A 25075-nucleotide genomic window follows, 5' to 3' on the forward strand; every position below is an offset into this window, starting at 1 on the left:
TTCTGGTCACCGCGTCATGGCAATCAGCGTTTCTCGCGTGAGCTGGCGGGCCATCAGCGCCGGCAGGATGTCGTTTTCCGCGGCAAGATCGCGCCCATAAAGCGCCGAGAAGATCTGGAGGCCGGCCTCGTGCAAGGGTGTCGCGACGCCGCATAGGCGCCCGAGCGTGACCAGGGGCGAGAGCCCGAAGGGCACGTCCTCGAGCGTATAACGCGTATCGATCGTGGCCGGCCCGAGCGTCGGCTCCTGGCTGGCTGCCAGCAATTTCGCGGTCTCGCCGAGGGCTGCATCGGGAAGGCCATAGGTCAGCGAATAGTGCTCGCGCATGGTGCGGACCTCGACACCGAACGCCCCCGCGATGGCGAGGCGTTCGGCGTCGATCGCCTCCAGGAGCCGCCCCACAGCCATCGTCATGTGCTCGCTCTGGCCCCAGGCCTCGGCCTTCTCCATGCGGGTGAAATTGCAGAGGGCCAGCGCCATATGGCTTTGCGGATTGACGTTGCTCAGCGCCACGGCCAGCACATTCGAGATCGCACGGAAACGGTCACCGAACAGCGCCTTGCAGACATCGAGTCCGCGCTCGGCCGCTTCCGTCGGCAGGGTCGACATATCGACCTTGCCGCGCAGCGTTGCGATCTTCACGGAAGTGTCGCTGGTCTGGCGCGCGCGCAGCACCGTCGTGCTCAACGCCACGACCGGGACATCGAGCCCGCGATCCGCGATCAACCGTGCCAGATAGATCGCGCCCAGCGAGGCGTGCGAGCTGATCACGACCGTCTGGCCCGAGACGAAATGCGGCGCCATAGCGTCCATCACCGCCTTGTGTCCGTTCGCAGGAAGCGCGATCAGGATCGCATCCGCCCCTGCCAGCGCGGCAGCGCAATCCATGGCGATGGTCGGCTTGAATTCGCCGGCGACAACACCCTCGCTCCGCAGCGGCTGCCCCTGGGCGAGCGCGGCGGTGCGGCGGCCGGATGGCGACCACAGCCGGGCTTCATGACCGTTCTGGATCAGCAGCGCTGCACTCGCATAGGCGATCGCGCCTGCGCCCATGATGGCGATTTTCATGTCCTGTCCTCGTCGGGAATGTCAGTTGAAGAAGCGGGCGGGCCGGAATTCAGCCAGTTCGGAGCGGGTGCGGCCGCGCACGACTTCGTCGGCGATGGCTTCGCCGAGGAAGGCGCCGAGCGTCACACCGCTATGCGTGACGGCGACATAATAATGGTCGAGCCCCGGGACCGGCCCGACGGCCGAGAGCGTGTCGCGTGGAATCGGTCGGATCGCGATGCGAACGGCCTCGACCTCGACGGAGCGCAGGGCCGGGATTGTCGTCTTGGCGCGGGACAGCAGCTCCTGCGCCTGGGGATGCGAAGGCAGAGAGGCAGCGTCGGCGGCAACCAGCCGGTCGAGTTCGTTTGAGCGCAGCAGGAAGCGTCCGCCGCCATCGGGTCGCATGTTGAGCAACGGGGTACGCAAAGCGCTGCGAAGGGTCACGCCCGCCGGCGGGGTGTAGGCGACAAGGCCGACCGTTGGCGCGAGCGGAACCTGATGTTCGCTTCGGTTGGCGACCTCGTTGGACCAGCGCCCCGAGCAGTTCACCACGATATCGGCATGAATCGGGTCTCCGCCCGCGATCTCGACGCCATCGCAGCGCCCGCCGCTGACGATCAGCCCCGTCACCTTGGCGTTGACGAACCTTGCGCCATGACGCTCCTGCGCAGCAGAAACAAGCGCGCCGGCATAGGGCACGGCGTCGAGCCAGCCATCCCGAGGATAGTAGATCACCGGCGCATTGCCGATCACGTCGGGATCGATTTCCGGCTCGAGCTCACGAACCTCCTTCAGGCTGAGCAGCTCGGCCGGGTAGCCCCAGTCGATCAATTGCCTGAGCTTCACCAGCGGGTCGGTGCCGTCACGTGCGCCGGCTTCGGCTTCCGCATTCTGCCATTGCAGCACGCCGGGGCGGTGGTACCAGTTCGCCCTGGGAAACTCGGCTAGGATGTCCTCATGGGCCTGCCGGCCGGCGAAATTCAGCTTGTAATAGGCGTGGGAGGTCAGCTTCTCGCAGGCATTGACCCAGGCATAGGTCACGCTGGAGGTGCCGCCACCGATCCGCCTTTCCTCGACGATGGTGACCGCCGCACCGGCCTGGGCAAGGCGATAGGCGACCGACGAGCCGATGACACCGGCGCCGACGACGATGGCTTTCATCTTGAATGTCCTTGACGAGTGAGAAGAGGAGGCGCGGCGGCCGGGCCTGTCCGCGCTTGCCGGTCAGCCCGGCTAGTCAGCCTTTGCCGACGAGCATGCGGTCGAGCCCGTAGATGCGGTCGACGAGGACCATCAGCAGGAAGGTCAGCAGGATGACGACGGTCGAGACCGAGGCGACGAGCGGATCGATCGATTCCTCGATGTAGTGGTACATCTTGACAGGCAGCGTCATCGAGGACGGCGTCGCCACGAACACCGTCATCGTCACCTCGTCGAAGCTCTGGATGAACGAGATCACCCAGCCGCCGGCGACGCCGGGGATCATCAGCGGAAACACCACCCGCCGGAACACGGTCCAACTGGAGGCGCCGAGCGAGATCGCGGCGCGTTCGATCGCCGGGTCGGCCGCGGTCAGGGCCGCGAGCACCAGCCTCAGCCCATAGGGGAAAATGATCAGCACATGGCTGGCGAGCAAGCCCGCGGTCGAGCCAGTAATATTGACCTGCGTGAAGAAGCGCAGGAACGCGACGCCGAGCACGACATGCGGGATGATCAGCGGCGACAGGAACAGCCCGACCAGGGCCTCGCGTCCTGGAAAGCTGTGCCGTGCCAGGGCTAGAGCGGCCGGGACGGCGAGCGCCATCGCGCAGGTCGCGGCGACGACGCCGAGCACGATGCTCATCCAGAAGGCGGAAACGAACTGCGGATTGGCCAGGATGGCCCTGAACCAGCGCAGCGAGAACGAGCTCGTGGGCAGCGAGAGCAGGTTGCTCGGCGTCAGCGACATCCACATCACCACGATCAGCGGTGCCAGCATGAAGATGACGAACAGGCTGTGGCAGAGGAGCGCGACGGGGCCGTTGCGGTTCATTGGGCAAACCTCGCATAGCGCCGCTCGAGCAAGCGGTTATAGGTCAGCATGATCGTGGCGTTGACGATGAGCAGCACGATCGCGATCGCCGCACCGAGCGGCCAGTTCAACGTGCCCAGGAACTCGTCATAGGTGGCGGTGGCGACGACCTTGAGCTGGCGCCCGCCGATGATCGCCGGCGTCGCAAAGGCGCTGGCGGCGAGCGCAAAGACGATCAGCGATCCCGACAGGATGCCGGGCACGATTTGGGGCAGGATGATCCTGATGAATATCGTCGTCTCGCCGGCTCCGAGCGACTGCGCCGCACGAACGACCTTGGGGTCGAGCCGTTGCAGGGCGGCCCAGACCGAGATGATCATGAACGGCACTGCAACATGAACGAGCGCGATGACGACGCCCTGGATGGTGTAGAGCATCGGAATCGGCGCGCTCGTCAGGCCGAGCCCGGACGCGACATTGTTGATCACACCGTTGCGGCCGAACAGGAGCGCCCATCCGAGCGTGCGCACCACGACCGAGATCAGCAGCGGGCTCAGCGTCACGATCAGGAAGATGGAGCGCCAGGGCGCCCGCATTCGCGACAGGAAATAGGCTTCGGGCGCACCGATCAGCACGCAGAGCACCGTGGTCGCCAGCGCGATCCCGACCGTCCGCAGGAAGATGGTGTGGTAATAGGGATCGCCCAGTGTATCCGCGAAGTTCGACAGCGTCGCCCCGCCGGTCGCCCCCGTCGCTAGGTCGAAGGACTGGAAGCTCAGCACTGCAATCATCACCAGCGGCGTCACCAGCAGCGCTGCGAAGAAGAGCAGCGCCGGCAGACTGAGCAGCAGCGGCACGCGGCTCCTGGATGCCTCAGCCATGGTGCGCGTCCGCGATGAGGGCAGCGTCCTCGGGCCGCCAATTGAGCCCGACATGGTCGCCTTCGTTGAAGGCTGGTGCGCCGCGATGCGGTTCGGACGACAGGACCGCGCCAATGGCTGTCTCGACGGAGAACAGCCACGAGCTGCCCTGGAAGACCCGCGATGCCAGCCGGCCGTGGAGAAAGCCGTCCTTGGGCGGCACGAGCCTGACCTTTTCCGGGCGTAGTGCGATCACCACCGCGCTGCCTGCCGGAAGCGAGGGCTGCGCCGCGCCGGGCACTGTCGCCTCGATGCCGTCGATCAGAATCGAACAGCGCCCCCCCTCCACCGAGGCGATCCTTGCCTTGAGCTGGGAGGAGCGGCCGACGAAGCACGCGGCGAAATGGCTCGTGGGCGCGTCATAGAGCGTCAGCGGGTCGGCGAGCTGGACGATCCGCCCGGCATCCATCACGGCGATCCGGTCGCAGGTCGCCAGCGCCTCGGCCTGATCGTGGGTGACCATGATCGTCGTCGTGCCGACACGGCGCTGAATCGCCCGGATCTCGACCTGCATCTCCTCGCGCAGCTTGGCATCGAGATTGGAGAGCGGCTCGTCAAGCAGCAGAAGCGCAGGCTCTATGGCAAGCGCACGCGCCAGTGCGACACGCTGCTGTTGCCCACCGGACAATTGTCGGGGGTAGCGATCGGCAAGATGGCCGAGACGCACCAGGTCGAGCGCCTCCTTGACCTTCTGCTGGCGGGCGGGCTTGGCGATCTTCCGCATTTCGAGACCGAATACGACATTCTCGGCGACCGTCAGGTGCGGGAACAGCGCATAGCTCTGGAAGACGATGCCCATGCCGCGCTGGCTGGCCGGGACACCCCGGAGGCTGCGCCCGTCGAGCAGCACCTCGCCGCTGGTCGGCTCCTCGAAGCCGGCGACGATGTTCAGCGTCGTGGTCTTGCCACAGCCGGACGGGCCGAGCAGCCCCACGAACTCGCCGGGCTCGATCGCCAGGTCGATTCCGTTGAGCGCCGTGAAGGCGGCAAAGCGCTTGGTAAGCCCGCGAAGGGCGATCTTGGCCATAGTCGATGGTGATCCATGAAAACGGCCCGCGCCGCGGGCGCGGGCCCTGGTGTCCGGGGACGAGGGCTAGCGCTCGATCTCTCGGTTCCAGCGCTGCGTCCAGGCGGCCCGGTTCTGGTTGACGGTCGGCCAGTCGATCTTGGCGAGCTTGGAAACGGCCTCGTCGCCGACCGCCAGGCCCGCGGCTTCATCCGCCGTCAGCTCCGTCTTGCGGTTCACCGGGCCGTAGCCCGCGCCGGCAAAGACCTTCTGGATGGCGGGCGAAAGCATGTGCTGAATGAACTTTTGCGATTGCGGCGCCACGTCGCTGTCAACGACGGGACACATCGTCACCATCAGTGCGCCGGCCCCTTCCTTCGGCTCGGCCACTTCAAGCGGCAGGCCCTCCTTCTTCAGCGCGACGGCGCGCGAGCGCGAAATCACGGTCAGCGCGATCTCGCCGCTTTGCAGCAACTCCTCGAGCTTCGGAGCGGAGGGCGCGAAGGTCAGGATATTGGGCCGGATCTTGTCCTTGAACGCTGCGAAGCCGGGCTCGATCTTGTTCTCGCCGCCGCCCTCGGCGCGCGCCACCATGATCAGCCCATGCAGGCCGGTCGTGCTGGCGGCGCCAAGCAGGGCAAGCTGGCCCTTATAGGCGCTGTTGCCGAGGTCGCCCCAGGAGGTCGGCACCGGCCAGCCCTTCTCCTTGAAGATCTTGGCATTATAGACCGGGGTGGTGACGCCGATACCGAAGGCGATGGCCTTCTCGTCCAGTTTCGCGATCGGGTAGACATCGTCCAGCACCGGGGCCTTTTCGATCGGCGCGCAGAAGCCGAACTGCACCGCCTGATACATCGGGCCGTCATCGACCATGGCGACATCGATCTCCTGCTTGCCGCGCTGGGCCTGCAGCTTGGCGAGCGTCGCCGTCGACTGTCCCGCGACATACTCGACCTTGACGTTGTTCGCCTTCTCGAAGGGCGGAATGATCGCGGTGCGCATCAGGCGCTCGAACGAGCCGCCATAGCCCGCGACATACATCGTCTGCTGGGCGCTCGCTCCCGAGCTGACAAGGCCGCCCGTGGCGAGCGCGATGGCGAAGACGGATCCAAGCGAAGTCGAACGCAAAGTGGCCATGCCGAAAAATCCCCTGTTTGGCCGGGGAACACGGCCCCCGTTGCAGCCAAGGGTTGGGGAGCGGCACCCATCTGTCAATTGACTGATTATGGATCACGCCATTCAGATTTGATATGATCTCGCCGTGATTGCGTTGCCGGCGCACTGACCGGGTCGCAACGCTCGGTTAGGCCAACCGTGGCGGAACGAGAATGGAGTGCCCGATTTGGCTCAGATCACCCACAGGCATGCCGAAGCCTTCAACGCGGTCCTGCATGTCGGGAGCTTCACCAAGGCCGCGCGCCTGCTCCGCAGCTCGCAGCCCTCGATCAGCCGGCTGATGAAGGAGTTGCAGGAGGCGGTCGGATTCGTGCTGTTCACGCGCAGCGATGGCCGCACGGTCGCAACGCCCGAGGCGATAGCCTTGCATCAGGAGGTCGAGCGCAGTTTCGTCGGACTCGAACGGATCAGCGAGCGCGCTGCCCAGATCAAGGAGCGCCGGGTCGAGCAGTTGCGGATCGTCAGCATGCCGGCTTTGGCGCACACGTTCCTGCCTGTCGCCCTTGCCGGATTTCTCAAGGACCGGCCGAGCGTCGCCGCCGCGATCCAGGCGCAGCGCTCGGAATCGATTGCCTCATGGGTGTCGACACAGCAATTCGATGTCGGCTTCGCGATGCTGCCGATGGACAAGCCGGGGGTCGAGATCGAGCTGTTCGACCCTGCCATCGGTGTCTGCGTGATGCCGGCCGATCATCCGCTTGCGATGCGGACGGAGATCATCCCGCAGGATCTGGACGGCATGCCGTTCATCGGCAAGGGCGCGGGCAGCTTCATGTCGCGCTCGCTGCAGCAGGTGCTCGACGATGCCAAGGTGCGTTGCGACGTTCGCGTCGAAACCCCGATCGCTGCCATCGCCTGCCAGATGGTGATGCAGGGACTGGGCCTGACCATTGCGGATCCGTTCACGGCAAAAGCGTTCGAACCGCTCGGATTGGTTTCGCGCCCTTTCCGGCCGGCCATCGCCTATAATTTCGGGGTTCTCTACCCCTCGCACCGCCTGCGCTCGCAGTTGGTGTCAGACTTCGTCGCGTATCTGCATCTCGAGCGCCAGAAGGTGCATGGAAAGAGGCTGTAAGCTCGGGGCGCGCCTGAGCCAAACCTGGAATCCCCGGCCGTAGGCAGGCGTCTGCAAGCGCCTGCTCCAGCCAGGGCCCGGTTGGCGCAGTTGCGTCTCAGGTCATTTCAGCACCGGCAGGGTGAACGCAGTCGAGGCCAGGGGAGCCGTGCTAACGAAGCGCTCGGTTCGCCGGCGCGAAACGCACGTTTCCCATCGTAGCCTCGGTCAACGCGCCCCGGAGAGATGCCGAAAGCTGCTTCACGAGTTCCGGTGTATATCGATCGTAGAGAGACTGGTTTGATCGACCCAGCGCATGCTCGCCGGTAAAACTGCCCCCATAGCCCCGGATGACGACGTCCAGCACCTTGTCCCGGACGCGCTCGATATAAGCGGCATCTGGCCGGCCGGGATGCACAAGATTGAAGTGCATGCCGCCGTCGGCAATATGCCCGAAATCGCAGAGCTCGAGCTCGGGGAACTCGGCATTGAGCAGCGGAACGATCTCGGTTCGGAAGGGAACAAGATCTGAGCGCTTCAGGGAAAGATCGAAGGCGATCACATGCCCCGCCGCCTTCAGCCCCTCCGGCAAGGAATGCCGCAACGCCCAAAGTTCCTCCGACCGACCAATCAGCGCATCGGCGAGCAGCGGATCATCCTGCTCGAACAGCTCGGCGAGAACGGTCTCGAGAACGGCTGGGAGCGCGGCTTCATGCCCGCGCTCGGGCCAATTCCGGGTCAGTTCGACGAGGATCGCGTAAGGCGGAATCTCGCCGCGAGCGAACGGATTTCTCAGGCGCTCGACATGGGCAAATGTTCGCTTCATCGCGTTCCGCGAGATCCCCTCGACGGCGCTCAGATACTCGCCGCACGCTTCCTCGAGCGCCGTGAGCAGGAGGGGAATGGCCTCATCGTCACGCGGCACGAGCAACGCCGTCGCGACCTGTCGCGGGACGCGCTGCACTTCGAGAACCGCCCTTGTAATGACGCCGAAGGCCCCGCTCGTCCCGACGAAGAGATGTTTCAGGTCGATATGGGCGTTGTCTTTCCGGAGGCCGGTCGTGAGGTCAAGGATGGTGCCATTACGATCTGGAAGCACGACCTCCAGACCCAGAACCTGTCGCCGCATAGCGCCATAACGGAGGAAGCGAGCGCCACCGGTGTTCGTGGCAACCATGCCGCCAACCATCGGATCTGCGCCGAGATCGATCGGCAGAAAGAGCCCATGCGTCGCGAGGGTCTCATTCAGCGTCGACAAGCGAACGCCGGCCCCTACCATCACTGTGCGATTGGTCAGATCGATTTCGAGCGGAGCGCTCAGGCGGTCGACGCTGAGAACGACCTGCGTTCCCGACTGATCGGGAGTGGATCCCCCGACCACACCCGTGTTCCCGCCTTGAGGCACGAGTCGAACGCCATGCGAGACCGCATAGGCGACGACGCGGGACACCTCTTCGGTTGTCCCGGGCCGGACGACGAATAGCGCCCTCCCTTCGTCATACCGTGCTCCGACCTCGTATCGGCGCATGTCGGCAGCGTCGGTGACCAATCCCTTGGTCCCGACGATTGCGCTGATGGCGTCAAGATGTCTGGTGTCGCTCATGTCTGTGCTCGATCGCTGGCAAATCCGGGCGTGTTGATCGGAACCGTTTGGGAACTCTCGTCCCGTCAGACGGATTCGCTTTGCGTGCACCGGCCACTGATTGTGCCTGGCCTTGCCGACCTAAGGTCAACAGGCGGAGTTCGGTCCGGGCGGGCTCGGCCGGCAGCCCTGCCCGCCCGGGGGCTCTCAAGATCCAGTCCGTCAATCTCCTCCATCGACGGGATTATTGCGGAGGCGACATGTCGGACTTGAACCATTTCATCGACAGAGTCTTGATCGTGCCATCCGCGAGTGCCTGCTCGATCGCCTGGTCAAAGCGTTGCTTGAGCTCGCCATCGTCCTTGCGCAGGCCGATCGCGACGCCACGACCAAGGAGCCCGCCGCGAAATGACGGCCCCGCAATGGTCATGCCGTTCAGTTCCTTCTTTTCACGCGACGACATCGCAGACGCGTAGTCAACGAACACCGCATCAATGCGACCTGCGGAGAGATCAAGATCATGCTGCTCGGCCGTCTTGTATTCCCTGATCTCGATGTCTCCCTTGAAGTAGGTCTCCAGGAATGCAAGCGCGTTGGTCGATGTCTGCACGCCGATCGTTTTCCCCTTGATCAGCTTTTTCATCTGCTCAATCGTGTTTTTGCCGTCGTCGCTGAGAGACGTGATGTCGATCAGCTGTCCGCTCTTGGGAAGATTGAGCGTTTCGCGATCGGTCATCGTCGCGAAGACGTGGCGGCTCGTGGCGTACGGCCTCGAAAAGCCGATCACCGCCAGCCTTTTGTCGGTAATATTCATCCCCGTCATCACTGCGTCGTGCTTTCCGGCTTGGAGAGCCGGGATGATGCCGGCCCAGTCCTGGCCGACGACCTTGCACTTGGCATTCATCCGGCGGCAGAGATCGTTCACCAGCTCGACGTCGAAACCGCCGAGCTTCCCGCTCGGCTCGGTGTAGTTCCAGGGCATGAAGGCCCCTTCGGTTGCGATGGTGATCTCCCTTCCCTGCTGTGCTTCCGCGGCAGTAGCCAGGAATGCGCAAGCGCTCAGCGCCAGCCAGCCCAGTCGAAATCTCGGGTTGTTCATCGTGTCCCTCCTAACGATGCTCAGAGATGAATTGTCGAAACCGTGGCGATGTGGGTGCGCTGAATACTTCGCCAGGCGGCCCGTCCTCCTCCACCATCCCCTTGTGGAGGAACACCACACGGGACGAGACGTCCCGAGCAAAACCCATCTCGTGCGTGACCACGAGCATGGTCCGGCCCTCTTCCGCCAGCGATCGCATGACGCGCAGAACCTCGCCGACGAGCTCAGGATCGAGCGCCGAGGTCGGCTCGTCGAACAGCATCAGCTGCGGCTTCATGGCGAGGGCGCGAGCGATGGCAGCACGCTGCTGCTGACCGCCCGACAGATGAGCTGGATAATGGTTACGCTTGTCGACGATGCCGACCTTCGCAAGCAGGGCCTCGGCCTCGGCGATGCACTCGGCCCTCGGTCGCTTCTGCACATGGATTGGCGCCTCGATGACGTTCTCGAGTACCGTCAGATGCGACCAGAGATTGAAGCTTTGGAAGACCATCGCAACGCGGGAGCGGATACGGTCGACCTGGGAGCGATTAGCCGGCTCCGTGCGTCCGTTTCTGCCCTTGCGCAACGCAATGACTTCACCGCCGATCGCGATCTCGCCGGCGTCGGGCGTCTCCAGCATGTTGATGCACCGAAGCATCGTTGACTTGCCGGAACCCGACGAGCCCAGGATTGAGATCACCTGCCCCTCGGCTGCATCAAGCGAAATGCCGCGCAAGACTTCCAATGAGCCGAAACTCTTGCGCAGATCGCGCACCGACACGGCAGGCGTAGACAGTAAGGTCACCGATCGACTCCGCTGCTGATGGCCGGATCGAGGCGCTGGACAGGCACGGGCGCGTCCCGCAAATGCGGGGAAAGCCGGTGTTCAAGGGCCTGTATTGCCCGCGTCACGACGAAATTGAGGATGAGGTAGATGGCGCCGGCGCAAATGAAGATCTCGATGGCACGGAAGGTCTGCGAAATCAGCTTGTGCGCAATGCCGGTGACTTCCATCATCGTGATAATCGAGGCCAGCGATGTTGCCTTCACCATCAGGATAATTTCATTGCCATAGCCCGGAAGCGCCTGACGGATAGCAATCGGAATGATGATCCGGCGATAGAGGAGAAACGGCGACATCCCGCAGGCGCGCGCCGCTTCGATCTGACCTCGCGGGACCGACTGCAGCCCTCCGCGGATGATCTCGCTCACATAGGCCGCGGTATTCAAGGTAAGGGCGAGCAGTGCGCACCAATACGGCTCGCGGAAGAAACCCCATAGGTTCAGGGCTTGCAAGGCCGGCCGAAATTGCCCGAGCCCGTAGTAGATGAGGAAGATCTGAACAAGAAGGGGCGTTCCGCGGAACACGAACACATAGGCGCGCGCGAACCAGTCCAGAACTGGCATCCCAGACATGCGCATCGTCGCGAGGGCCATCGCTACGACCAGGCCCAGTGTGACAGATGAAAACGTGAGCTTAAGTGTGAGGGGAAGTCCTTCCAGCAGTTTGAGGAAGGTTTCGCCCATGAATGCGGCGTCCATCACGCGATTCGATCCTCAGAATGCTTGAGGTTGGCCGGCATGTGAGCGTGCTGCATTCACGCTCTCCGGACGCCGCGCATCGCGTAGCTCTCGGCACGCCGAAATCCCCAAGAGGAGACCGTGGTGATTGCCAGATAGAGCACGGCCGCGGCGAGATAGAAGCTGAACGGCTCACGCGTGGACCCGGCACCAATGGCCGACTGGCGAAGCAGTTCGACAAGCCCCGTGACCGAGACGAGAGCAGACTCCTTCAAGGCCAGTTGCCAGACATTGCCCAGGCCCGGAATGGCATATCGCAGCACCTGCGGTGCGATGATGCGACGGAACATCAGGGCGCGATGCATGCCCACGGATTTCGCCGCCTCGATCTCACCCCGGTTCAGCGCCGTGTACGCTCCTCGAAAGACCTCCGACTGATAAGCCCCGGAGATAATACCGATCGCAGTCGCACCCGCGGCAAAACCTGACACTCCGACGAAGCCCCCGGGGCCGAAGAGCCCCGCGATACTGCTGAGCAGAGCGCTTCCCCCGAAATAGAAGAGGTAGATGATGAGGAGATCCGGAATGCCGCGAAGAATCGTGGTGTAGGCATCGGCCGCAGCGCGAGCGACCGCACCGCCTGACAGCTTCACCCAAGCAACAAGACCTCCGATCACAGAACCGAGGAGGAAGCCGCATGAGGCGACCGATAGGGTCACACCGGCAGCAACCAGCATCGCCAAGCCCCAACCGTCGGAGCCCAGGCTCATCAGCGACAATGTCGACATAGGCAGCGTCTCGCGGGGTCAGGCGGACAAGACGCTCATGCCAAGCCCGGAGCCGACGCCCGCGGCTCCAGGGGACCTCCATCAGAGTCCCCTTTGCATCCGCCATTCGAGTCGTATGGCAATTTGATCGCGCTCACGTCAGCCTCCCCGGATACTGCATTTTTTGTTCTTGTCTTGGACTTAACAAGCGTTTGGTTGTCGGACAAAAAACATACTGGGAGATGGGCGTCAAGCGCGGTTGCGTTCCGCCCGGCTTTCCGGATCGCGAAACCTAAGCGGCGCGAAGAAAGTGCCCTGGATCGAGTTACACAGCTAGCAGTGTGGGCCTTTCATAGGATTCATGTGAAATTGACACGCTCCGTTTGGAATGGAGCAGAGACCTGCCTCGATGAGGTGTCGCCGCGGCATGAACAATGGCCGCATTCCAGCGTCGATCAAAGTTGCCCGACAAATATTCCTTTGATAGTGATTGGGTGAAATGAAAACCAAGAGCGCCGGATCCACGCCTGCCGAAGAGCCTCGTCCCTTGCGACGGCCGAACCTTGCCGAGCAGATTGCCGGCGATCTCGCGGCACGCATCAGTGGGGGCGAACTCGAGATCGGCCAGAAATTGCCGACCGAGTTCGTACTCTCACGGAGCATGGGTGTCAGCCGAGCCGTCATCAGGGAAGCCATCTCGAGACTCAAGCAGGAGGGGCTGGTCGACGCGCGCCAGGGCAGCGGCGCCTTCGTGACGAGCATGCGCGCCGCGGGATCGTTCCGGCTCGATCCACGAGAGATCGAGAATAATCGCGAGCAGCTGTCGCAGGTCTTCGAATTGCGCCTGACTCTCGAGGGTGATGCGGCGGGCTATGCGGCGCTAAGGCGTTCGGACAGGGACTTGCTCGCGCTCTCACAGTGTCTCCACGCCATCGATGCGAATATCCGCGATGGGGATGATGGTATTGACGCTGACTTCGCCTTCCACAGCACGATCGCCAAGGCGACCGGAAATGCGTTCATTCTCGAGCTGGTCGATCTTCTTGGAGCGCAGCTCAAGAATTCTGTCCGCATCGCCCGTCTGAATTCTTCCTCCTATGTCGGCCGACCGGAGGCAGTGCTCATGGAACATAAGGAAATCTATGACAATATTGTCGAGCAACGCGTGGAGGCGGCGCGCAGCGCCGCCCGGCGGCACGTCATGAACGCGGCGAAGCGGCTGGGCCTCTCGGTCGGCTTCTAGACTCGCGCAAGGGAGGCGGATGCCCGCGCCCTGCCCCATGAGAAGCCTCAAAATCCCTCGGTCTCCACAGAAGATCCATGCCAATCATGAACCTGGGCGCTCGGCGCCCGACCCTTCCGCGCTCGGGCCGCTATTGGTTCGCCCCCGATGCCTCGATCATCGGCGACGTCATTTTCGATGACGACACCAGCGTTTGGTTCGCCGCCGTCATCCGGGGCGACAATGACCGCATATCGATCGGTGCCGGATCAAACATTCAGGACGGCGCCGTACTCCACGTGGACACAGGATATCCTTTGGCGATCGGCGCCTCGTGCACGGTCGGGCACCGCGCCGTTCTGCACGGCTGCACGCTTGCCGACCGGGTTCTCGTCGGCATGGGTTCGACCATTCTGAACGGCGCCGTCATCGGAGAAAACTGCATCGTCGGCGCAAACGCTCTCATCACCCAGGGCAAGCGCTTCGAGCCGAACTCGCTGATCGTGGGAGCCCCTGCCAAGGCGGTGCGGTCGTTGACGGATCAGGAGATCCACGACATCGCGGAGACCGCGGCGGAATATGTCTCCAACCATCGACGCTTCATCGCGGAGATGGCAATTGACCATCCAGCGCGGAGCTCCCTGCATCTGGTCTGACGCCGACGAGGTCAAGCGCCATGGTGGCATAGAGCCCGGCCGCTTCTTTCACGGAAAGCCTGCCGTCGCTGCGATACCAGGTGATGACGCCGTCACACATCGAGATGATTGCGAAGGCGGCGAGTGATACGTCCTCGACCGTAAACACACCCGCCGTGACTCCGCCCTGGATGACACGGCGCAGATTCTCGGTGTGCCGGCGCTGCAAGACACGCATGACGCCGCGCTGCTCATCGGAGAGAAACTCGACCAGCGGACCCATTCCCAGGAACGTCCGGTCATAGACCCGGGCATATTCGATCTTCTCGATCTGATAGCGAACATGCGAGGCCACCAGCGCCGCGAGTTGGCGCTTTGGGTCGGGAGCAGCTTTCGCGACGGCTTCCTCGGTCGTTGCGAGGAAATCCCGTTGATTGTCCTCGAGGACGGCGAAAAGCAGCGCCTCCTTTGAGGAGAAATGGTGATAGAGGCTGGGCGCGGTGATGCCGAGTTGCTCCGCCAGGAGGCGCATGCTCACCCCCTGATAACCGCGCTCACCGAACAGCAGGGTTGCGGTGCGTACGATCGCATCCCTGCCGCTCTCCCGTTGCTCCGGTCTAAAGCTCGTCGTCATCCATCGCTTGTGCACTGGATCCCATGAGAGTTCCAGCCAGGCGTCGCGGCTCGGGCCAATCAGGCGATATGGGCCGTGCTTCCCAGGATGGTTTCGATGCAGCGTGACCAGTAGAGCAGGCGCGCATCTTCCTTCACGCGGCCGACCACCTGGAAGCCGAGCGGCAGGCCTGCTGGTCCGCGAGTCACCGGCAAGGTGATCGAAGGGTTGTGCAGCAGGGACCAGATGCGGATGAAGGCGGAGCTGCCGGTGCTCGTCGCTTCCGGTGCCTCGCCCAAGGTCGACGGCATGACGAGCACGTCGACATCGCGCGCGAGATCGTGGAAGGCCCTGCGGCAGGCGTCCGCGGCGTCGAGCGCACGCGCATAATCGTCGGCGGAGTAGCTCTCGCCGAGTTCGAGGTATTCGATCAGTTCGCGGTCGCACTTGTCCGCATGATGGCGCTTGATGTCGGCATATTCGCGCGCCAGATCATAGGCCATGATCACATCCTGCGCCTCGCCGATCGTCTCGAAGATCGCAGGCATGACCAGCGACTGGACGGTCGCACCTGCCGCTTCCAGTTTGCGCAGATTGTCTTCGAAGATGGCCAGCGCAGCGGGATCGGCCTTATCGAAATCCTTCGTCCTCCAAACGCCGACGCGCATGTCGGTACGCACGGATGTCGTTGCATCGAAGCGCGGATCGCCGGTGAAGCCGCGCATGAAGAGCGTCGCGTCCTCCACCGAGCGACAAATCGGCCCGATGACGTCGAGCGGGCGCGAATAGGTCCTGATGCCGACATAAGGGATGGCGTCGAGCGTCGGCTTGAAGCCTACTGCTCCGCAAAAGGCGGATGGCCTTAGGATGGAGCCGGCCGTCTGCGTACCGATGGAGATCGGCGTCATGAAATCGGCAACGGCGGCGCCGGAGCCGGCCGAGGAGGCCGCCGGCGTGCGCGTCAGATCGTGTGGATTGCGTGCGGGTCCCGGCAGCATGATGGCATGCCGCGAGACTGTGTTCTTCCCAAGGATGGTGAAGCCGAAATTGCGCGCCATCGAAACCACCGGCGCGTCGGACTGCGGCTGGCGGCGAGGAAATATCTCGGGATCGCCCAGCTCAGTCGGCATGTCGGCGGTGTCGATCGTATCCTTGAGCCCGAGCGGGACGCCGTCGAACAGGCGGCTGCGGCCGTTCCGGTCGAGAGCCCGCGCGTGAGCAAGGGCGGCGTCGGCATTCACATGGACCCACGCCTTGACGCCGCCATTGCGCTCCTCGATGCGCTCCAGGCAGGCGCGTGCCCAGGCTTCGCAGGTCAGTGTCCCCTGATCGAGTGCTCGCAAGCCCTCGGTCGCGGTGAGCATGGCCGTGCGCGAGGCAGCCGGCCGCTTGGCCGTCACCGGCCGGTCGACGGAAGAAATATCCATTGTGCCTGTCCCGTTTCTAGACGTGCGTGGAGGGTGCGTGGGGCATTGCCGCCTGGGATTGGCCGCGTCCGATATAGACGTCGCCCATTTCCTCGTTGGCGAGCAGGCTTGCTCCTGTGTCGGACAAGACGATGCGCCCCGCATCGAGGATGTATCCGCGGTCGCTGAAGGCGAGCGCCTGGCGCGCCCGTTGCTCGACCATCAGCACCGCGACATCGGCCTGCGGCAGCCGCTTGACCTCCTCGAAGACCTGGTCGGTCAGCGCCGGCGACAGCGCCGCGGACGGTTCGTCGAGCAGGATCAGGCGCGGCGAGGACATCAGGGCCCGCGCAAAGGCGAGTTGCTGACGCTCGCCGCCGGAGAGGTTTTCCGCATAGGTGCCGCGCCGCCCCGCCAGAGCGGGGAAGAGATCGAACATGTCGCGGATCCGCGCGCTCTTGCCAGGCGCGTGTTCCACGACCTGCAGGTTCTCCAGCACGGTCAGGGTGCCAAAGACGTTCCGGACCTGCGGCACGTAGGAAATGCCGATGCGGACGCGGTCTTCGATCTGCAGCTTCATCAGATCGATGCCGTCGAACACCATCGTGCCGGCGATGCGCGGCAGGATGCCCATCGCCGCCTTGATGAGGGTCGACTTGCCGGCGCCGTTGGTGCCAGCGATCGTGACGATTTCCTTGGCGCCGACATGCATGTCGATACCGGTGATGATATCGACGTCGCCATAACCGCCTGACAGTTTGGCGATTTGCAGAAGGCTCATATCACCCCTCCCATATAGGCTTCACGCACGCCCGGATCGGCGAGAACCGCGTCAGGCGTGCCACTGGCAATGACCCGGCCACGATCCATCGCGTAGAGTCGGGGTACGATGCGCGCGAGCTCGGCGAGATTGTGCTCGATGATCAGGACAGCGATACCGCGCCGGTTCAACTCGACGATCCGGTCGCAGAGCTGCTCGATCAGAACCGGGTTCACTCCGGCGAAGGGCTCGTCGAGGAGGATGCATTTGGGTTCGAGCATCAGCAGCCGGCCGATCTCAAGCAGCTTCTTCTGGCCGCCCGAGAGCTTGCCCGCGAGTTCGTCCGAGACGCGCGCGAGGTTGAGGAAGGCCATCACCTCCCGCACGCGCTCGGCCAGTCGCTCTTCCTCCTGCCGGATCGCGCCGCGCGCGAAGACCAGGGCGCCGAGCTTCTCGCCACGCTGATCCCGCGCCGCCACCATCAGGTTGTCGAACACCGTCATGTGGCTGAATTCGCGCGGAACCTGGAATGTGCGGGCGAGACCGCGCCGGACCCGCTGATGGACCGGAACCTCGGTGATGTTCTCGCCCTGGAAAACCACGCTGCCAGACCCCGCCGGGATATAGCCGGTGGCGACGGAGAACAGGGTGCTCTTTCCCGCACCATTCGTTCCGATCAACCCGACCAGTTCGCCTTCGCCGACCTCGAGCGAAACATAGTCGAGGGCACGAAAGCCGCCGAAGCGAGCCGTGATATCGGTGATGGAAAGGAGCGCCATCAGTTGCTCCTCCGCGACGATTTTCCGAACAGGCCTTGCGGGCGGTAGAGCACGACGCAGATCAGGGCCATGCCGATGATCCAGATCCGGACGCTCGCCAGTTGGACCTCCGAGACACCGGTGAAGACATCGCGCAGGAAACGCGACCCTTCGAGGAAGCCGACAAGCAGGACGGTTCCAATGACCACGCCACGCAACGATCCGACTCCGCCCAGGACCAGGGCGATCCAGATGTAGAAGGTGATGAGCGGGACGTATTGCTCGGGGCTGATGAAGGTCAGGTAATGGGCCTGGAGTCCGCCCGCGAGCCCCGCGATTCCGGCCCCGATCATCAGGGACCGCGTCTTGAACTGGGCCGGGTTCTTGCCCAGCGCCCTGACCGCAACTTCGTTGTCACGGATGGCTTCGATCACGCGACCGAACGGGCTCCGGATGATGTGATGGATCAGAAGGAAGACCACCGCACAGACTGCAAGCAGAAGCAGGAAGATGCAGAAATCGATCATTCTTGGATCGACCCAGCCGGCAAAGAGCCTGGGGATGCCAGGCAGCCCGTGCATGCCGCGCGTCAGCCACTCCTCTGTCTGCAAGGTCATGCGGACGGCTTCCGAGAAACCCAGTGTGACAATCGCGAGGTAGTCACCGCCCAGCCGCAGCGAGATCATCCCCAACGGGTAGGCGGCAAGGGCGGCGAGCGCCGTAGCTGCCGCCAGAGAGACCGGGATCGGCACCCCCTTCAGGGCAAGCAGGGCCGAGGTGTAAGAGCCGATCGCAAAGAATCCGACATGGCCGAAATTCACCAGTCCGGTGAAGCCGTATTGAAGCGCCAGCCCGCTCGCCATCAGGAGATAGATCAGCACACTGATCGAGATCGCGATGAAATAGCCTTCCATGGCATCACCTCGCTGCAATCGGACGGCCGAACATTCCCTGCGGTCGCAGGAGCAGCACGCAAAGAAGGATCAGGAAGGCGAGAACGACCTTGTAGGCGGGGCCGACGAACAGACTCGCGACTTCCTGCGCGATGCTGAACGTCACGATGCCCAGAACCGCGCCCACAGGGCTGCCGATCCCGCCGAGGATCACGCCGGCAAACATCGGCATCAGGAGTTCCCAGCCGAGCTCGGGCAGCACCACGGCCTTGATGCCCAGCAGTGCACCGCCAAGACCACAGAATGCTCCGGCCACGGCCCAGAGGAAGATCATTACCCTGCGCGCACGGATGCCACTCGCGGCCGCCAGCTCCGGACTATCCGCGATCGCTCTCATGCGACGCCCCGTTGGGGTCAGATACATGACGCAAAAGACCAGCAGGAGCGCGATCAGTGCAGCGCCGACGATGTAGAGATCCGTCGGCAGGATGCGGATTCCGTTGAAATTCCAGGCCCGCACCAGTGGCAGGTCCACGACATACTGGTCCTGCCCGGCGAAGAAGGTGATCGTGCTGCGAACGGCAAAGGCCACGCCGATGGAAGCAATCAGCCGGGCGACATGCGAGCGTTCCGCCAGCGCCCGGAAGACCCAGAAATACATCAACAGCGAAACGGCGGCGGTCATCGTCATCGCGCCGAGCACGGCGATTACGATCGAGCCTCCCAGAAACATCTGGGAGGCGATGGTCGTGTAGGCGCCCAACGTCATGTAGTCGCCGGTGGCCGCATTGGGAAAGCGAGCAATGCCGAACACGAGCGTGATCGCGAGCGCAGGCAAGGCCAGGAGCATCCCGATCACGACGCCGTTGATGACCGCGTTAGCGATCGAGATCCAATCCATCGGTGCGACCTTCCTATGCCGGCAGCTGGCCGGGAATGGTCTCTTTCAGGACGAGCTTGCCGTCCTGAATGTCGAACACACCGAAATCGGGCACCGTCTCGCCATGCTTGCCGAACTCGAGACGCGAGGACGCGCCGTCGTAATCGACCTTCTGCCCCTTGCGCAGGAGATCGCGACCTTCGGCGAAGGAGTTAACCTTGGTGCCTCCGGCCCCGGTGACCGTGCGGATCTGCCCGTTGATGGCGGCGACATCCGCCTGGGTTCCCGCTGCTTCGAGGGCGAGAGCCAGCGTGATCACCATGTCGTAGCACTGCGCGGCAAAGATATCGGGCTCGCGCTTGGTGATCGTCTTGAACTCGGTGGCGAAACGCTTGAACGCGGTATGCTGCTCGGCCGCGACATTCGAGATCGAGATCAGCCCCTCGGTCGCTTCCTTGCCGAGCGCCTTGACGAGGTCTTCGTTGGCGGTCCAGCCGGGCATGATGAACTTGCAGTCCTGGCCGCTCTGGTACCATTCCTTGAGGATGATGGTGGCGTCGGGACGATAGGCGCTGAGCGAGATGACGTCCGGCTTCGACGCAAGGACACGGGCAAGCTCGGTGCGATAGCTGCTCTGATTGGGCTCGTAGATGACGAAGGCGCTGACCTTGCCGCCATTGGCCTCCCAGGCGCTCTTGAAGTAGTTCGCTTGCCCGACAAAGGTCGAGTTGTTGAATGCCATGACCGCGGGGCGCTTGAAGCCACGGCGCCGCGCAACCTCGGCGAAGGCATTCCCGAAGATCGCGTTGGAAGCCTGGAACATCCAGGCGAGGCCCTTCTTGTTCTCCGTGAGCATCTCCGGCGCACCGCAGGTGTTCATCGTGATCAGATCGGCGTCGTTGGTGATCGGCATTGTCGCCAGGCCCACCGAGGACGCCCAGATGCCTACCACCGCTTCGACCTTGTTGATCTCGACGAGCTTCTTGACCGCAAGGACGGCCGCCTCGGGCTTCGTCTGATCATCCTCGGCGAAGAGCTGGAACTTGCGGCCCGCGGCACCGCCTGCGGCGTTGACCTCGGCCACCGCCAGCTTGATCGCTTCCAACATGTAGGGGCCGTAGGGGCCACCGATGCCGGTGATCGAGTTGAGCGCGCCGAGCCGAAAGACTCGTTCCCCCTGCGCGAAGCTCTGGCCTGGAAGTGCCCCTAGGCCCGCGGCGGCGGTCCCTGAGACCAGAAAGGCGCGGCGTGACAGATTGTAAGGCTGTTTCATCATCGTTCCCCTATGTTGGCTTTTGCCGTTATTCTTGGATGGTGGAGGCGGCTTTCCGCCCCGGAGTGACGGTCTACTGAACGGCGCCGCGGCCTCGCAGGCTCGCGATCTGCTCATCCGAAATGCCGAACCGGCGCAGGACCTTGTCGGTATCCTCCCCGAGCAGGGGCGCCGGCTTCCTGATCGCACCTGGCGTCTTCGAGAATTTCGTCGGAATGCCGATCATCCGCATGGCACCGAGCTTTGGATGCTCGATCTCCTCGATCATGCCGCGAGCGATGTAGTGCGGGTCATTCATCGCCTGTCCGAAGTCGTTGATCGGACCACATGGGACACTGGCCTCCTCGCAGCGCGCGATCCAGGTCGCAGCATCGGCGGAGGCGAAAGCCTCTTCGAGCAAGGGCTCGAGCACCTTGATGTTCTCAAGCCGGTCCATATTGGTCACAAATCGCGGGTCAGTGATCAGTTCCGGACGGTTGATCACATCGCGGCAGAGTTTCTCCCAGGTCCGCTGGTTCGCCGCACCGATGATGAGGAAACCGTCGCCGGTGCGCAGCGCCTGATAGGGCGCTGAAACTCGGTGGCGACTGCCCGTCGCCTTCGCCACCGTCCCCTCCGCGAAATAGGCGGCTGCCTCCCAGATGAACCAGGGCAGACCGCACTCGGCGAGCGAGATGTCGATATGCTGACCCTCGCCGGTCTTGAGCTGATGGACATGGGCCGCGATGATCGAATAGGCGGCTGTAAGACCCGCGCCGACATCATAGATTGCGATGCCGGATTTGAGGGGGCGGCCGTCGGGTTCGCCCGTCATGCTCATGATGCCGGTCAGGCCCTGGGCGACCAGGTCGAAGCCGCCCTTCCCGGAATACGGCCCTGTCTGGCCGTAGCCGGACACCGAGCAATAGATCAGGCGCGGGTTGATCTTGCTCAGCGTCTCGTAGTCGACCCCGAGGGACTTCGTCACGCCGACCCGGTAGTTCTCTACCACCACATCGGCCCAGCGAACCATGTCGTAAAGGATGTCGCGCGCCTGCGGATCCTTCAGGTTGAGGGAGATGCCCTCCTTGTTCCGGTTGATCTGCGCGAAACAAGTCGACTCACCGTTCACATAGGGGCCCATCTCGCGGGAATCGTCGCCGGTGACAGGCTTCTCGACCTTGATCACCTCGGCGCCGAGATCAGCCAGGACCATGGTGCAGTAAGGCCCCGCCATGATCTGCGAGAGATCGAGGACCTTCATGCCGGAGATTGGCGACGGACGGCTGCTCATCGGAATTTGACCTGTCATCGTTTTGTCAGCGGCCGACAAAAATCGGCTTGATCTTCTGTCCGAACGCCGCTCGGCCCAGCCGGTAGTCCTCGGTGTCGAAGCACGCATAGGCTTCGTCACTTTCCTCCGGCGTCAGCGTCCCGCCCCGCCGCAGGCGCTGGATGAATTTCTTGTGCCAGCGATTGACCAGAGGCGCTGTGCCAGCGATCCGCTCTGCAGCGCCATAGGCCTCGGCGGAGACGGCATCATCATCGGCTAGGCGGGTCACAAGCCCTTTCGACAGAGCCTCCTCGGCTCCGAAGATGCGCCCCTCGAGCAGGATTTCGAGCGCCGCGGAATGGCCGATGACGGCGACGATGTCCTCAAGCTCCCGGTAGTCCAGCGTGATGCCGATGCGGTTGATCGGCACTCCGAACCGGGCCGAGCGCGCCGCGATCCGGATGTCGCACATCGAGGCGATCTCCAGGCCGCCCCCGACACACGCGCCTTCGATGCAGGCGACGGTCGGGTGACGCAGGTTCTTGAGGCGGTCCGTCATCGCGAGCGTGAAGTCGGCATAGTCGCGGGCTTGCTGACGCCCGTCGCGATCATCGCCGAAGCCGCCAATGTCACTCCCGGCGCAAAAATGGCCGCCGGCGCCCCTGACGACGACGCAGCGGACCGCGTCATCATTCTCAAGCTCGGAGAAGGCCGCGCCGAACGCCTGGTACATCTCCATGGTGAAGGCGTTGCGCTTTTCGGGACGGTTGAGCAGGACCGTCACCACGCCTGTCCCGTCGCGCGAAACCTCGATACCCATCACACGTACTCCAGCAACAGGTCGCTGCCGCGAAGGACAGCACGCCCGTCCAGTTCGAGCGTGGCGTCAGTGAGGATGGTGTCGTAGTGGGCGGCGGCCTTCACTGTGCCGCCGATATAGGCGCTGGTGCCGAGGGCAAGCTGGATCGAGCCGTAAACGCTCTCATCGGACAGCATGGTGCCGTCGAGAACGCAGTTCGGATTCATGCCGACGCCGAGTTCACCAAGGTTATAGACCAACGGATCGTTGAAGCTCTTCAGGAGGTCGCTGAACATGCGGGCCTCGGCTCCGCCTTCGATCGCGACCGCCATGCCCTTCTCCATGTGGATCCGGACCGGCTCGTCATGGATGAGGCTCACGCCTGGAATGCTGGCATTGACGACAATGACGCCCTCCGCTGTCCCCTCCACTGGCGCGAGGCTGGCCTCGAGACAGTAGCCCGCGGAGATGTCGATCGTGTTGGCGAAACCGTGGAGCGCCCGCCCACGTCGCCCGGCGATGCTCATGGTCACGTCCGTTCCGTCGGGACTGGTGACGCGGGCGGTGCTGGCCTGGGTGAAGGCATCGGCCAGGCATTCGATCTGCGGCCGCAAGCCCACGAAATCCGCCTCCCAGCCTTCTGCCAGGAAGAATTCGCCTTGATGCGACTCGGGCAGAACGATGACGCCGACACCGGCGCGCGTCGCCTCCTGACGCGCCTGTGTATGAGCGATGTTGGCGCGGGTCAGTCCGATGACGAGATCCGAAGCCTTCATGGCTTGCGCGGTGATCTCGGACAGCTGCCGCCCGTGTCGTGACGAGCCCTCGATCTGCATGAGATGCACGCCGGCTCCCACCTCGGAGAGGGCGATCGCCAGCGCTTCGACATTATGGTCGGTGAAGAGGTCGTAGAGGACCAGAACCTGGCTGTCTGGCCCGGCATTGCCGAGCAGCTTCACGACCTTGCGCGCATTCTTGAGCTTGAGAAGCGTGTTCATGTCGATCTCAGGCGCTCATTGCCGTTGGGCTGGCACGCCGGTCCGCAGCGGCGACCGCATCGCCGAGAATGTCGAGGCCGCGCTCCAGCTCCTCCGCCTCCAGCGAGAGCGGCCCAAGGAAACGAATGACGTTGCCGTGGAAGCCGGCCTTCACCAGGATCAGGCCGTTGCGATAGCACTCTTCGACGATCTGAGCCGCCAGATCGCCGGCCGGCGCGTGAGATTTGCGATCCCGTACGATCTCGATGGCGCGCATCGCCCCAAGGCCACGCGCATCGCCGACGATCGCGTATTGCTGCGCCCAGCCGGAGAATCGATCCTCGACAACCGCACCGATGCGCCGGGCCTTCTCCTGGTAATCATCCCGTTCCATCACCGCGATCGTGGCCAGGGCGGCGGCGCAGGAGAGCGGATTGCCGCCATAGGTCCCACCCAGACCGCCGACACGCGGCGCATCCATCAGTTCGGCGCGCCCGACCAGTGCAGCGATCGGCAGCCCTCCGCCCATCGATTTGGCGAGCGTGTAAAGATCGGCCTCGATGCCGGCATGCTGTGTCGCGAACCACTCGCCCGTCCGGCAGAAGCCGGACTGGATCTCGTCGGCAATGAGCACGATGCCGTGCTGCGTACAGTAATCGCGAAGCTGCCTCAGGAAGGGCGCAGGCGCGGCGTGAAAGCCGCCCTCGCCCTGAAGCGGCTCGATGATCACCGCTGCGACGGCGTCGGGAGAGACCTCCATTTCAACCAGCCGAGCAAACTCGGCGAAGGCAGCCGCGCTGCAGGCCTCTTCGCTTTCATGGCCGGAGCGATAGAGAACCGGGAACGGCGCGCGGTAGATCTCCGACGCCATGGGCCCGAACCCGCTCTTATAGGCCGGCGCCTTCGCGGTGAGCGACAGAGCCATGAAGGTACGGCCATGGAAGGCACCTTCGAACGCAATGACAGCCTGGCGCCCAGTCGCGCTGCGCGCCACCTTGATGGCGTTCTCGACCGCCTCCGCGCCGGTCGTCTGCAGCATGACCTTCTTCGGCCATGAACCGGGAACGAGCTCGATGAGCTTCTCGGCCAGATCGACATAGCCGGGATACATCACGATATTGAAGCAGGTGTGCAGAAACTGGTCGGCCTGCGCCTTCACGGCCTGCACCACGTCCGGATGCGCGTGCCCGACGTTCAGCGTGCCAATTCCGCCCGCGAAATCCAGGAACGCATTGCCGTCGACATCCGTCAGCTTCGCGCCGGAGGCGTGTGAAGCGAAGACCGGCGGGCCATTCGCGACACCGCGCGCCACAGCGGCGTTCCGTCTGTCGAGCAACGATACGCACTGAGGGCCGGGAACGGCCACTTCTTGCTTCAGCCCCATACGGCTTCCTCCCCGGCGCCCAATCGCCATGGGTGGACTTAAGCGCGTACATTAT

At 63.6% G+C, this 25075-nt stretch carries 25 protein-coding genes; 3 read left to right on the forward strand and 22 right to left on the reverse strand.

Features of this window, described 5'->3' with window-relative positions; genetic code table 11:
* Window positions 1–6: 6 nt before the first annotated feature.
* From AB4099_RS07925 to AB4099_RS07950, 6 genes are all read right to left on the reverse strand, one after another.
* Complete coding sequence (locus AB4099_RS07925) at window positions 7–1068, reverse strand: NAD/NADP octopine/nopaline dehydrogenase family protein (RefSeq protein ID WP_441477605.1); 1062 nt, start codon at window positions 1066–1068, stop codon at window positions 7–9.
* Window positions 1069–1089: 21 nt separating this feature from the next.
* Window positions 1090–2211 (reverse strand): NAD(P)/FAD-dependent oxidoreductase, encoded by a 1122-nt coding sequence (locus AB4099_RS07930; protein WP_441477606.1) that lies wholly within the window; start codon window positions 2209–2211, stop codon window positions 1090–1092.
* A gap of 76 nt (window positions 2212–2287) precedes the next feature.
* On the reverse strand, window positions 2288–3082 hold the full coding sequence (locus tag AB4099_RS07935; RefSeq protein WP_113518099.1) for an ABC transporter permease: 795 nt from the start codon (window positions 3080–3082) through the stop codon (window positions 2288–2290).
* Window positions 3079–3942 carry an ABC transporter permease gene (locus tag AB4099_RS07940; protein ID WP_113518098.1) on the reverse strand — a complete coding sequence of 288 codons (864 nt, stop codon included), beginning with the start codon at window positions 3940–3942 and terminating at the stop codon, window positions 3079–3081. Before AB4099_RS07940 ends, AB4099_RS07935 begins: the two co-directional genes overlap by 4 nt.
* Entirely contained in the window at window positions 3935–5008 is a 1074-nt protein-coding gene (locus AB4099_RS07945; protein ID WP_441477607.1) for an ABC transporter ATP-binding protein, read from the reverse strand. The genes AB4099_RS07940 and AB4099_RS07945 overlap by 8 nt, the downstream gene beginning before the upstream one ends.
* A 66-nt stretch (window positions 5009–5074) precedes the next feature.
* Window positions 5075–6124: an ABC transporter substrate-binding protein gene (locus AB4099_RS07950; RefSeq protein ID WP_441477608.1), complete on the reverse strand. Its 1050-nt coding sequence runs from the start codon at window positions 6122–6124 to the stop codon at window positions 5075–5077.
* A 196-nt stretch (window positions 6125–6320) separates the two neighbouring features.
* Here AB4099_RS07950 and AB4099_RS07955 point away from each other — a divergent pair, with 196 nt between their 5' ends.
* The gene (locus tag AB4099_RS07955) at window positions 6321–7238 is read left to right on the forward strand and encodes a LysR substrate-binding domain-containing protein (protein ID WP_441477609.1); all 918 of its coding nucleotides are present in this window, start codon (window positions 6321–6323) and stop codon (window positions 7236–7238) included.
* 151 nt (window positions 7239–7389) lie between these two features.
* On the opposite strand, the gene AB4099_RS07960 is transcribed toward AB4099_RS07955, so the two are convergent.
* From AB4099_RS07960 to AB4099_RS07980, 5 genes are all read right to left on the reverse strand, one after another.
* The gene (locus tag AB4099_RS07960) at window positions 7390–8820 is read right to left on the reverse strand and encodes an FAD-binding oxidoreductase (RefSeq protein ID WP_441477610.1); all 1431 of its coding nucleotides are present in this window, start codon (window positions 8818–8820) and stop codon (window positions 7390–7392) included.
* 223 nt (window positions 8821–9043) lie between these two features.
* Window positions 9044–9898 carry a transporter substrate-binding domain-containing protein gene (locus AB4099_RS07965; RefSeq protein WP_113518093.1) on the reverse strand — a complete coding sequence of 285 codons (855 nt, stop codon included), beginning with the start codon at window positions 9896–9898 and terminating at the stop codon, window positions 9044–9046.
* 10 nt (window positions 9899–9908) lie between these two features.
* Window positions 9909–10685 (reverse strand): ABC transporter ATP-binding protein, encoded by a 777-nt coding sequence (locus AB4099_RS07970; RefSeq protein ID WP_441477611.1) that lies wholly within the window; start codon window positions 10683–10685, stop codon window positions 9909–9911.
* Window positions 10682–11422 (reverse strand): ABC transporter permease, encoded by a 741-nt coding sequence (locus tag AB4099_RS07975; protein WP_441477612.1) that lies wholly within the window; start codon window positions 11420–11422, stop codon window positions 10682–10684. The genes AB4099_RS07970 and AB4099_RS07975 overlap by 4 nt, the downstream gene beginning before the upstream one ends.
* Before the next feature lie 56 nt (window positions 11423–11478).
* Window positions 11479–12189, reverse strand: coding sequence for an ABC transporter permease (locus tag AB4099_RS07980; protein ID WP_441477613.1), 711 nt, complete (start codon window positions 12187–12189; stop codon window positions 11479–11481).
* A 526-nt stretch (window positions 12190–12715) separates the two neighbouring features.
* Here AB4099_RS07980 and AB4099_RS07985 point away from each other — a divergent pair.
* Together AB4099_RS07985 and AB4099_RS07990 are read left to right on the forward strand one after the other, a co-directional pair.
* A complete protein-coding gene (locus tag AB4099_RS07985; protein WP_441477614.1) occupies window positions 12716–13411 on the forward strand; it encodes a FadR/GntR family transcriptional regulator in 696 nt (231 codons plus the stop codon).
* A 77-nt stretch (window positions 13412–13488) separates the two neighbouring features.
* On the forward strand, window positions 13489–14046 hold the full coding sequence (locus AB4099_RS07990; RefSeq protein ID WP_113518089.1) for a gamma carbonic anhydrase family protein: 558 nt from the start codon (window positions 13489–13491) through the stop codon (window positions 14044–14046).
* On the opposite strand, the gene AB4099_RS07995 is transcribed toward AB4099_RS07990, so the two are convergent.
* The 11 genes from AB4099_RS07995 to gabT all read right to left on the reverse strand — a co-directional run bounded on the left by AB4099_RS07995 (window position 13991) and on the right by gabT (window position 25020).
* Window positions 13991–14659, reverse strand: coding sequence for a TetR/AcrR family transcriptional regulator (locus tag AB4099_RS07995; protein WP_113518088.1), 669 nt, complete (start codon window positions 14657–14659; stop codon window positions 13991–13993). The two genes, AB4099_RS07990 and AB4099_RS07995, sit on opposite strands and share 56 nt — an antisense overlap.
* Window positions 14660–14718: 59 nt before the next feature.
* Window positions 14719–16065, reverse strand: coding sequence for an amidase (locus tag AB4099_RS08000; RefSeq protein WP_441477693.1), 1347 nt, complete (start codon window positions 16063–16065; stop codon window positions 14719–14721).
* A gap of 16 nt (window positions 16066–16081) precedes the next feature.
* The gene (locus AB4099_RS08005; protein ID WP_113518086.1) at window positions 16082–16825 is read right to left on the reverse strand and encodes an ABC transporter ATP-binding protein; all 744 of its coding nucleotides are present in this window, start codon (window positions 16823–16825) and stop codon (window positions 16082–16084) included.
* Window positions 16822–17583, reverse strand: a complete 762-nt coding sequence (locus AB4099_RS08010) for an ABC transporter ATP-binding protein (RefSeq protein ID WP_441477615.1) — start codon at window positions 17581–17583, stop codon at window positions 16822–16824. Before AB4099_RS08010 ends, AB4099_RS08005 begins: the two co-directional genes overlap by 4 nt.
* The gene (locus AB4099_RS08015; protein ID WP_441477616.1) at window positions 17583–18476 is read right to left on the reverse strand and encodes a branched-chain amino acid ABC transporter permease; all 894 of its coding nucleotides are present in this window, start codon (window positions 18474–18476) and stop codon (window positions 17583–17585) included. The genes AB4099_RS08010 and AB4099_RS08015 overlap by 1 nt, the downstream gene beginning before the upstream one ends.
* A gap of 4 nt (window positions 18477–18480) precedes the next feature.
* Complete coding sequence (locus AB4099_RS08020; protein ID WP_441477617.1) at window positions 18481–19356, reverse strand: branched-chain amino acid ABC transporter permease; 876 nt, start codon at window positions 19354–19356, stop codon at window positions 18481–18483.
* A gap of 13 nt (window positions 19357–19369) precedes the next feature.
* Complete coding sequence (locus AB4099_RS08025; protein WP_441477618.1) at window positions 19370–20608, reverse strand: ABC transporter substrate-binding protein; 1239 nt, start codon at window positions 20606–20608, stop codon at window positions 19370–19372.
* A 73-nt stretch (window positions 20609–20681) separates the two neighbouring features.
* Complete coding sequence (locus tag AB4099_RS08030) at window positions 20682–21881, reverse strand: CaiB/BaiF CoA transferase family protein (protein WP_441477619.1); 1200 nt, start codon at window positions 21879–21881, stop codon at window positions 20682–20684.
* A gap of 25 nt (window positions 21882–21906) precedes the next feature.
* The gene (locus AB4099_RS08035) at window positions 21907–22680 is read right to left on the reverse strand and encodes an enoyl-CoA hydratase/isomerase family protein (RefSeq protein WP_441477620.1); all 774 of its coding nucleotides are present in this window, start codon (window positions 22678–22680) and stop codon (window positions 21907–21909) included.
* Entirely contained in the window at window positions 22680–23657 is a 978-nt protein-coding gene (locus AB4099_RS08040) for an aminopeptidase (RefSeq protein WP_441477621.1), read from the reverse strand. The genes AB4099_RS08035 and AB4099_RS08040 overlap by 1 nt, the downstream gene beginning before the upstream one ends.
* Window positions 23658–23664: 7 nt before the next feature.
* Window positions 23665–25020, reverse strand: coding sequence for a 4-aminobutyrate--2-oxoglutarate transaminase (gabT, locus tag AB4099_RS08045; protein WP_441477622.1), 1356 nt, complete (start codon window positions 25018–25020; stop codon window positions 23665–23667).
* Window positions 25021–25075: the final 55 nt, after the last annotated feature.

The organism is Allobosea sp. 2KB_26 (assembly GCF_052115715.1).
Lineage (GTDB): Bacteria > Pseudomonadota > Alphaproteobacteria > Rhizobiales > Beijerinckiaceae > Allobosea.

Bases quoted from the DNA above. Each gene is read 5' to 3' on its own strand.
- AB4099_RS08020 (WP_441477617.1), bottom strand. From the start codon at position 19,356: ATGGATTGGATCTCGATCGCTAACGCGGTCATCAACGGCGTCGTGATC.
- AB4099_RS08005 (WP_113518086.1), bottom strand. From the start codon at position 16,825: ATGAGCCTTCTGCAAATCGCCAAACTGTCAGGCGGTTATGGCGACGTC.
- AB4099_RS08010 (WP_441477615.1), bottom strand. From the start codon at position 17,583: ATGGCGCTCCTTTCCATCACCGATATCACGGCTCGCTTCGGCGGCTTT.
- AB4099_RS07995 (WP_113518088.1), bottom strand. From the start codon at position 14,659: ATGACGACGAGCTTTAGACCGGAGCAACGGGAGAGCGGCAGGGATGCG.
- AB4099_RS07990 (WP_113518089.1), top strand. From the start codon at position 13,489: ATGCCAATCATGAACCTGGGCGCTCGGCGCCCGACCCTTCCGCGCTCG.
- AB4099_RS07975 (WP_441477612.1), bottom strand. From the start codon at position 11,422: ATGGACGCCGCATTCATGGGCGAAACCTTCCTCAAACTGCTGGAAGGA.
- AB4099_RS07950 (WP_441477608.1), bottom strand. From the start codon at position 6,124: ATGGCCACTTTGCGTTCGACTTCGCTTGGATCCGTCTTCGCCATCGCG.
- AB4099_RS07960 (WP_441477610.1), bottom strand. From the start codon at position 8,820: ATGAGCGACACCAGACATCTTGACGCCATCAGCGCAATCGTCGGGACC.
- AB4099_RS07935 (WP_113518099.1), bottom strand. From the start codon at position 3,082: ATGAACCGCAACGGCCCCGTCGCGCTCCTCTGCCACAGCCTGTTCGTC.
- AB4099_RS07980 (WP_441477613.1), bottom strand. From the start codon at position 12,189: ATGTCGACATTGTCGCTGATGAGCCTGGGCTCCGACGGTTGGGGCTTG.
- AB4099_RS07940 (WP_113518098.1), bottom strand. From the start codon at position 3,942: ATGGCTGAGGCATCCAGGAGCCGCGTGCCGCTGCTGCTCAGTCTGCCG.
- AB4099_RS08035 (WP_441477620.1), bottom strand. From the start codon at position 22,680: ATGGGTATCGAGGTTTCGCGCGACGGGACAGGCGTGGTGACGGTCCTG.
- AB4099_RS07965 (WP_113518093.1), bottom strand. From the start codon at position 9,898: ATGAACAACCCGAGATTTCGACTGGGCTGGCTGGCGCTGAGCGCTTGC.
- AB4099_RS08040 (WP_441477621.1), bottom strand. From the start codon at position 23,657: ATGAACACGCTTCTCAAGCTCAAGAATGCGCGCAAGGTCGTGAAGCTG.
- gabT (WP_441477622.1), bottom strand. From the start codon at position 25,020: ATGGGGCTGAAGCAAGAAGTGGCCGTTCCCGGCCCTCAGTGCGTATCG.
- AB4099_RS07930 (WP_441477606.1), bottom strand. From the start codon at position 2,211: ATGAAAGCCATCGTCGTCGGCGCCGGTGTCATCGGCTCGTCGGTCGCC.
- AB4099_RS08000 (WP_441477693.1), bottom strand. From the start codon at position 16,065: ATGGATATTTCTTCCGTCGACCGGCCGGTGACGGCCAAGCGGCCGGCT.
- AB4099_RS08025 (WP_441477618.1), bottom strand. From the start codon at position 20,608: ATGAAACAGCCTTACAATCTGTCACGCCGCGCCTTTCTGGTCTCAGGG.
- AB4099_RS08030 (WP_441477619.1), bottom strand. From the start codon at position 21,881: ATGAGCAGCCGTCCGTCGCCAATCTCCGGCATGAAGGTCCTCGATCTC.
- AB4099_RS07925 (WP_441477605.1), bottom strand. From the start codon at position 1,068: ATGAAAATCGCCATCATGGGCGCAGGCGCGATCGCCTATGCGAGTGCA.
- AB4099_RS07945 (WP_441477607.1), bottom strand. From the start codon at position 5,008: ATGGCCAAGATCGCCCTTCGCGGGCTTACCAAGCGCTTTGCCGCCTTC.
- AB4099_RS08015 (WP_441477616.1), bottom strand. From the start codon at position 18,476: ATGGAAGGCTATTTCATCGCGATCTCGATCAGTGTGCTGATCTATCTC.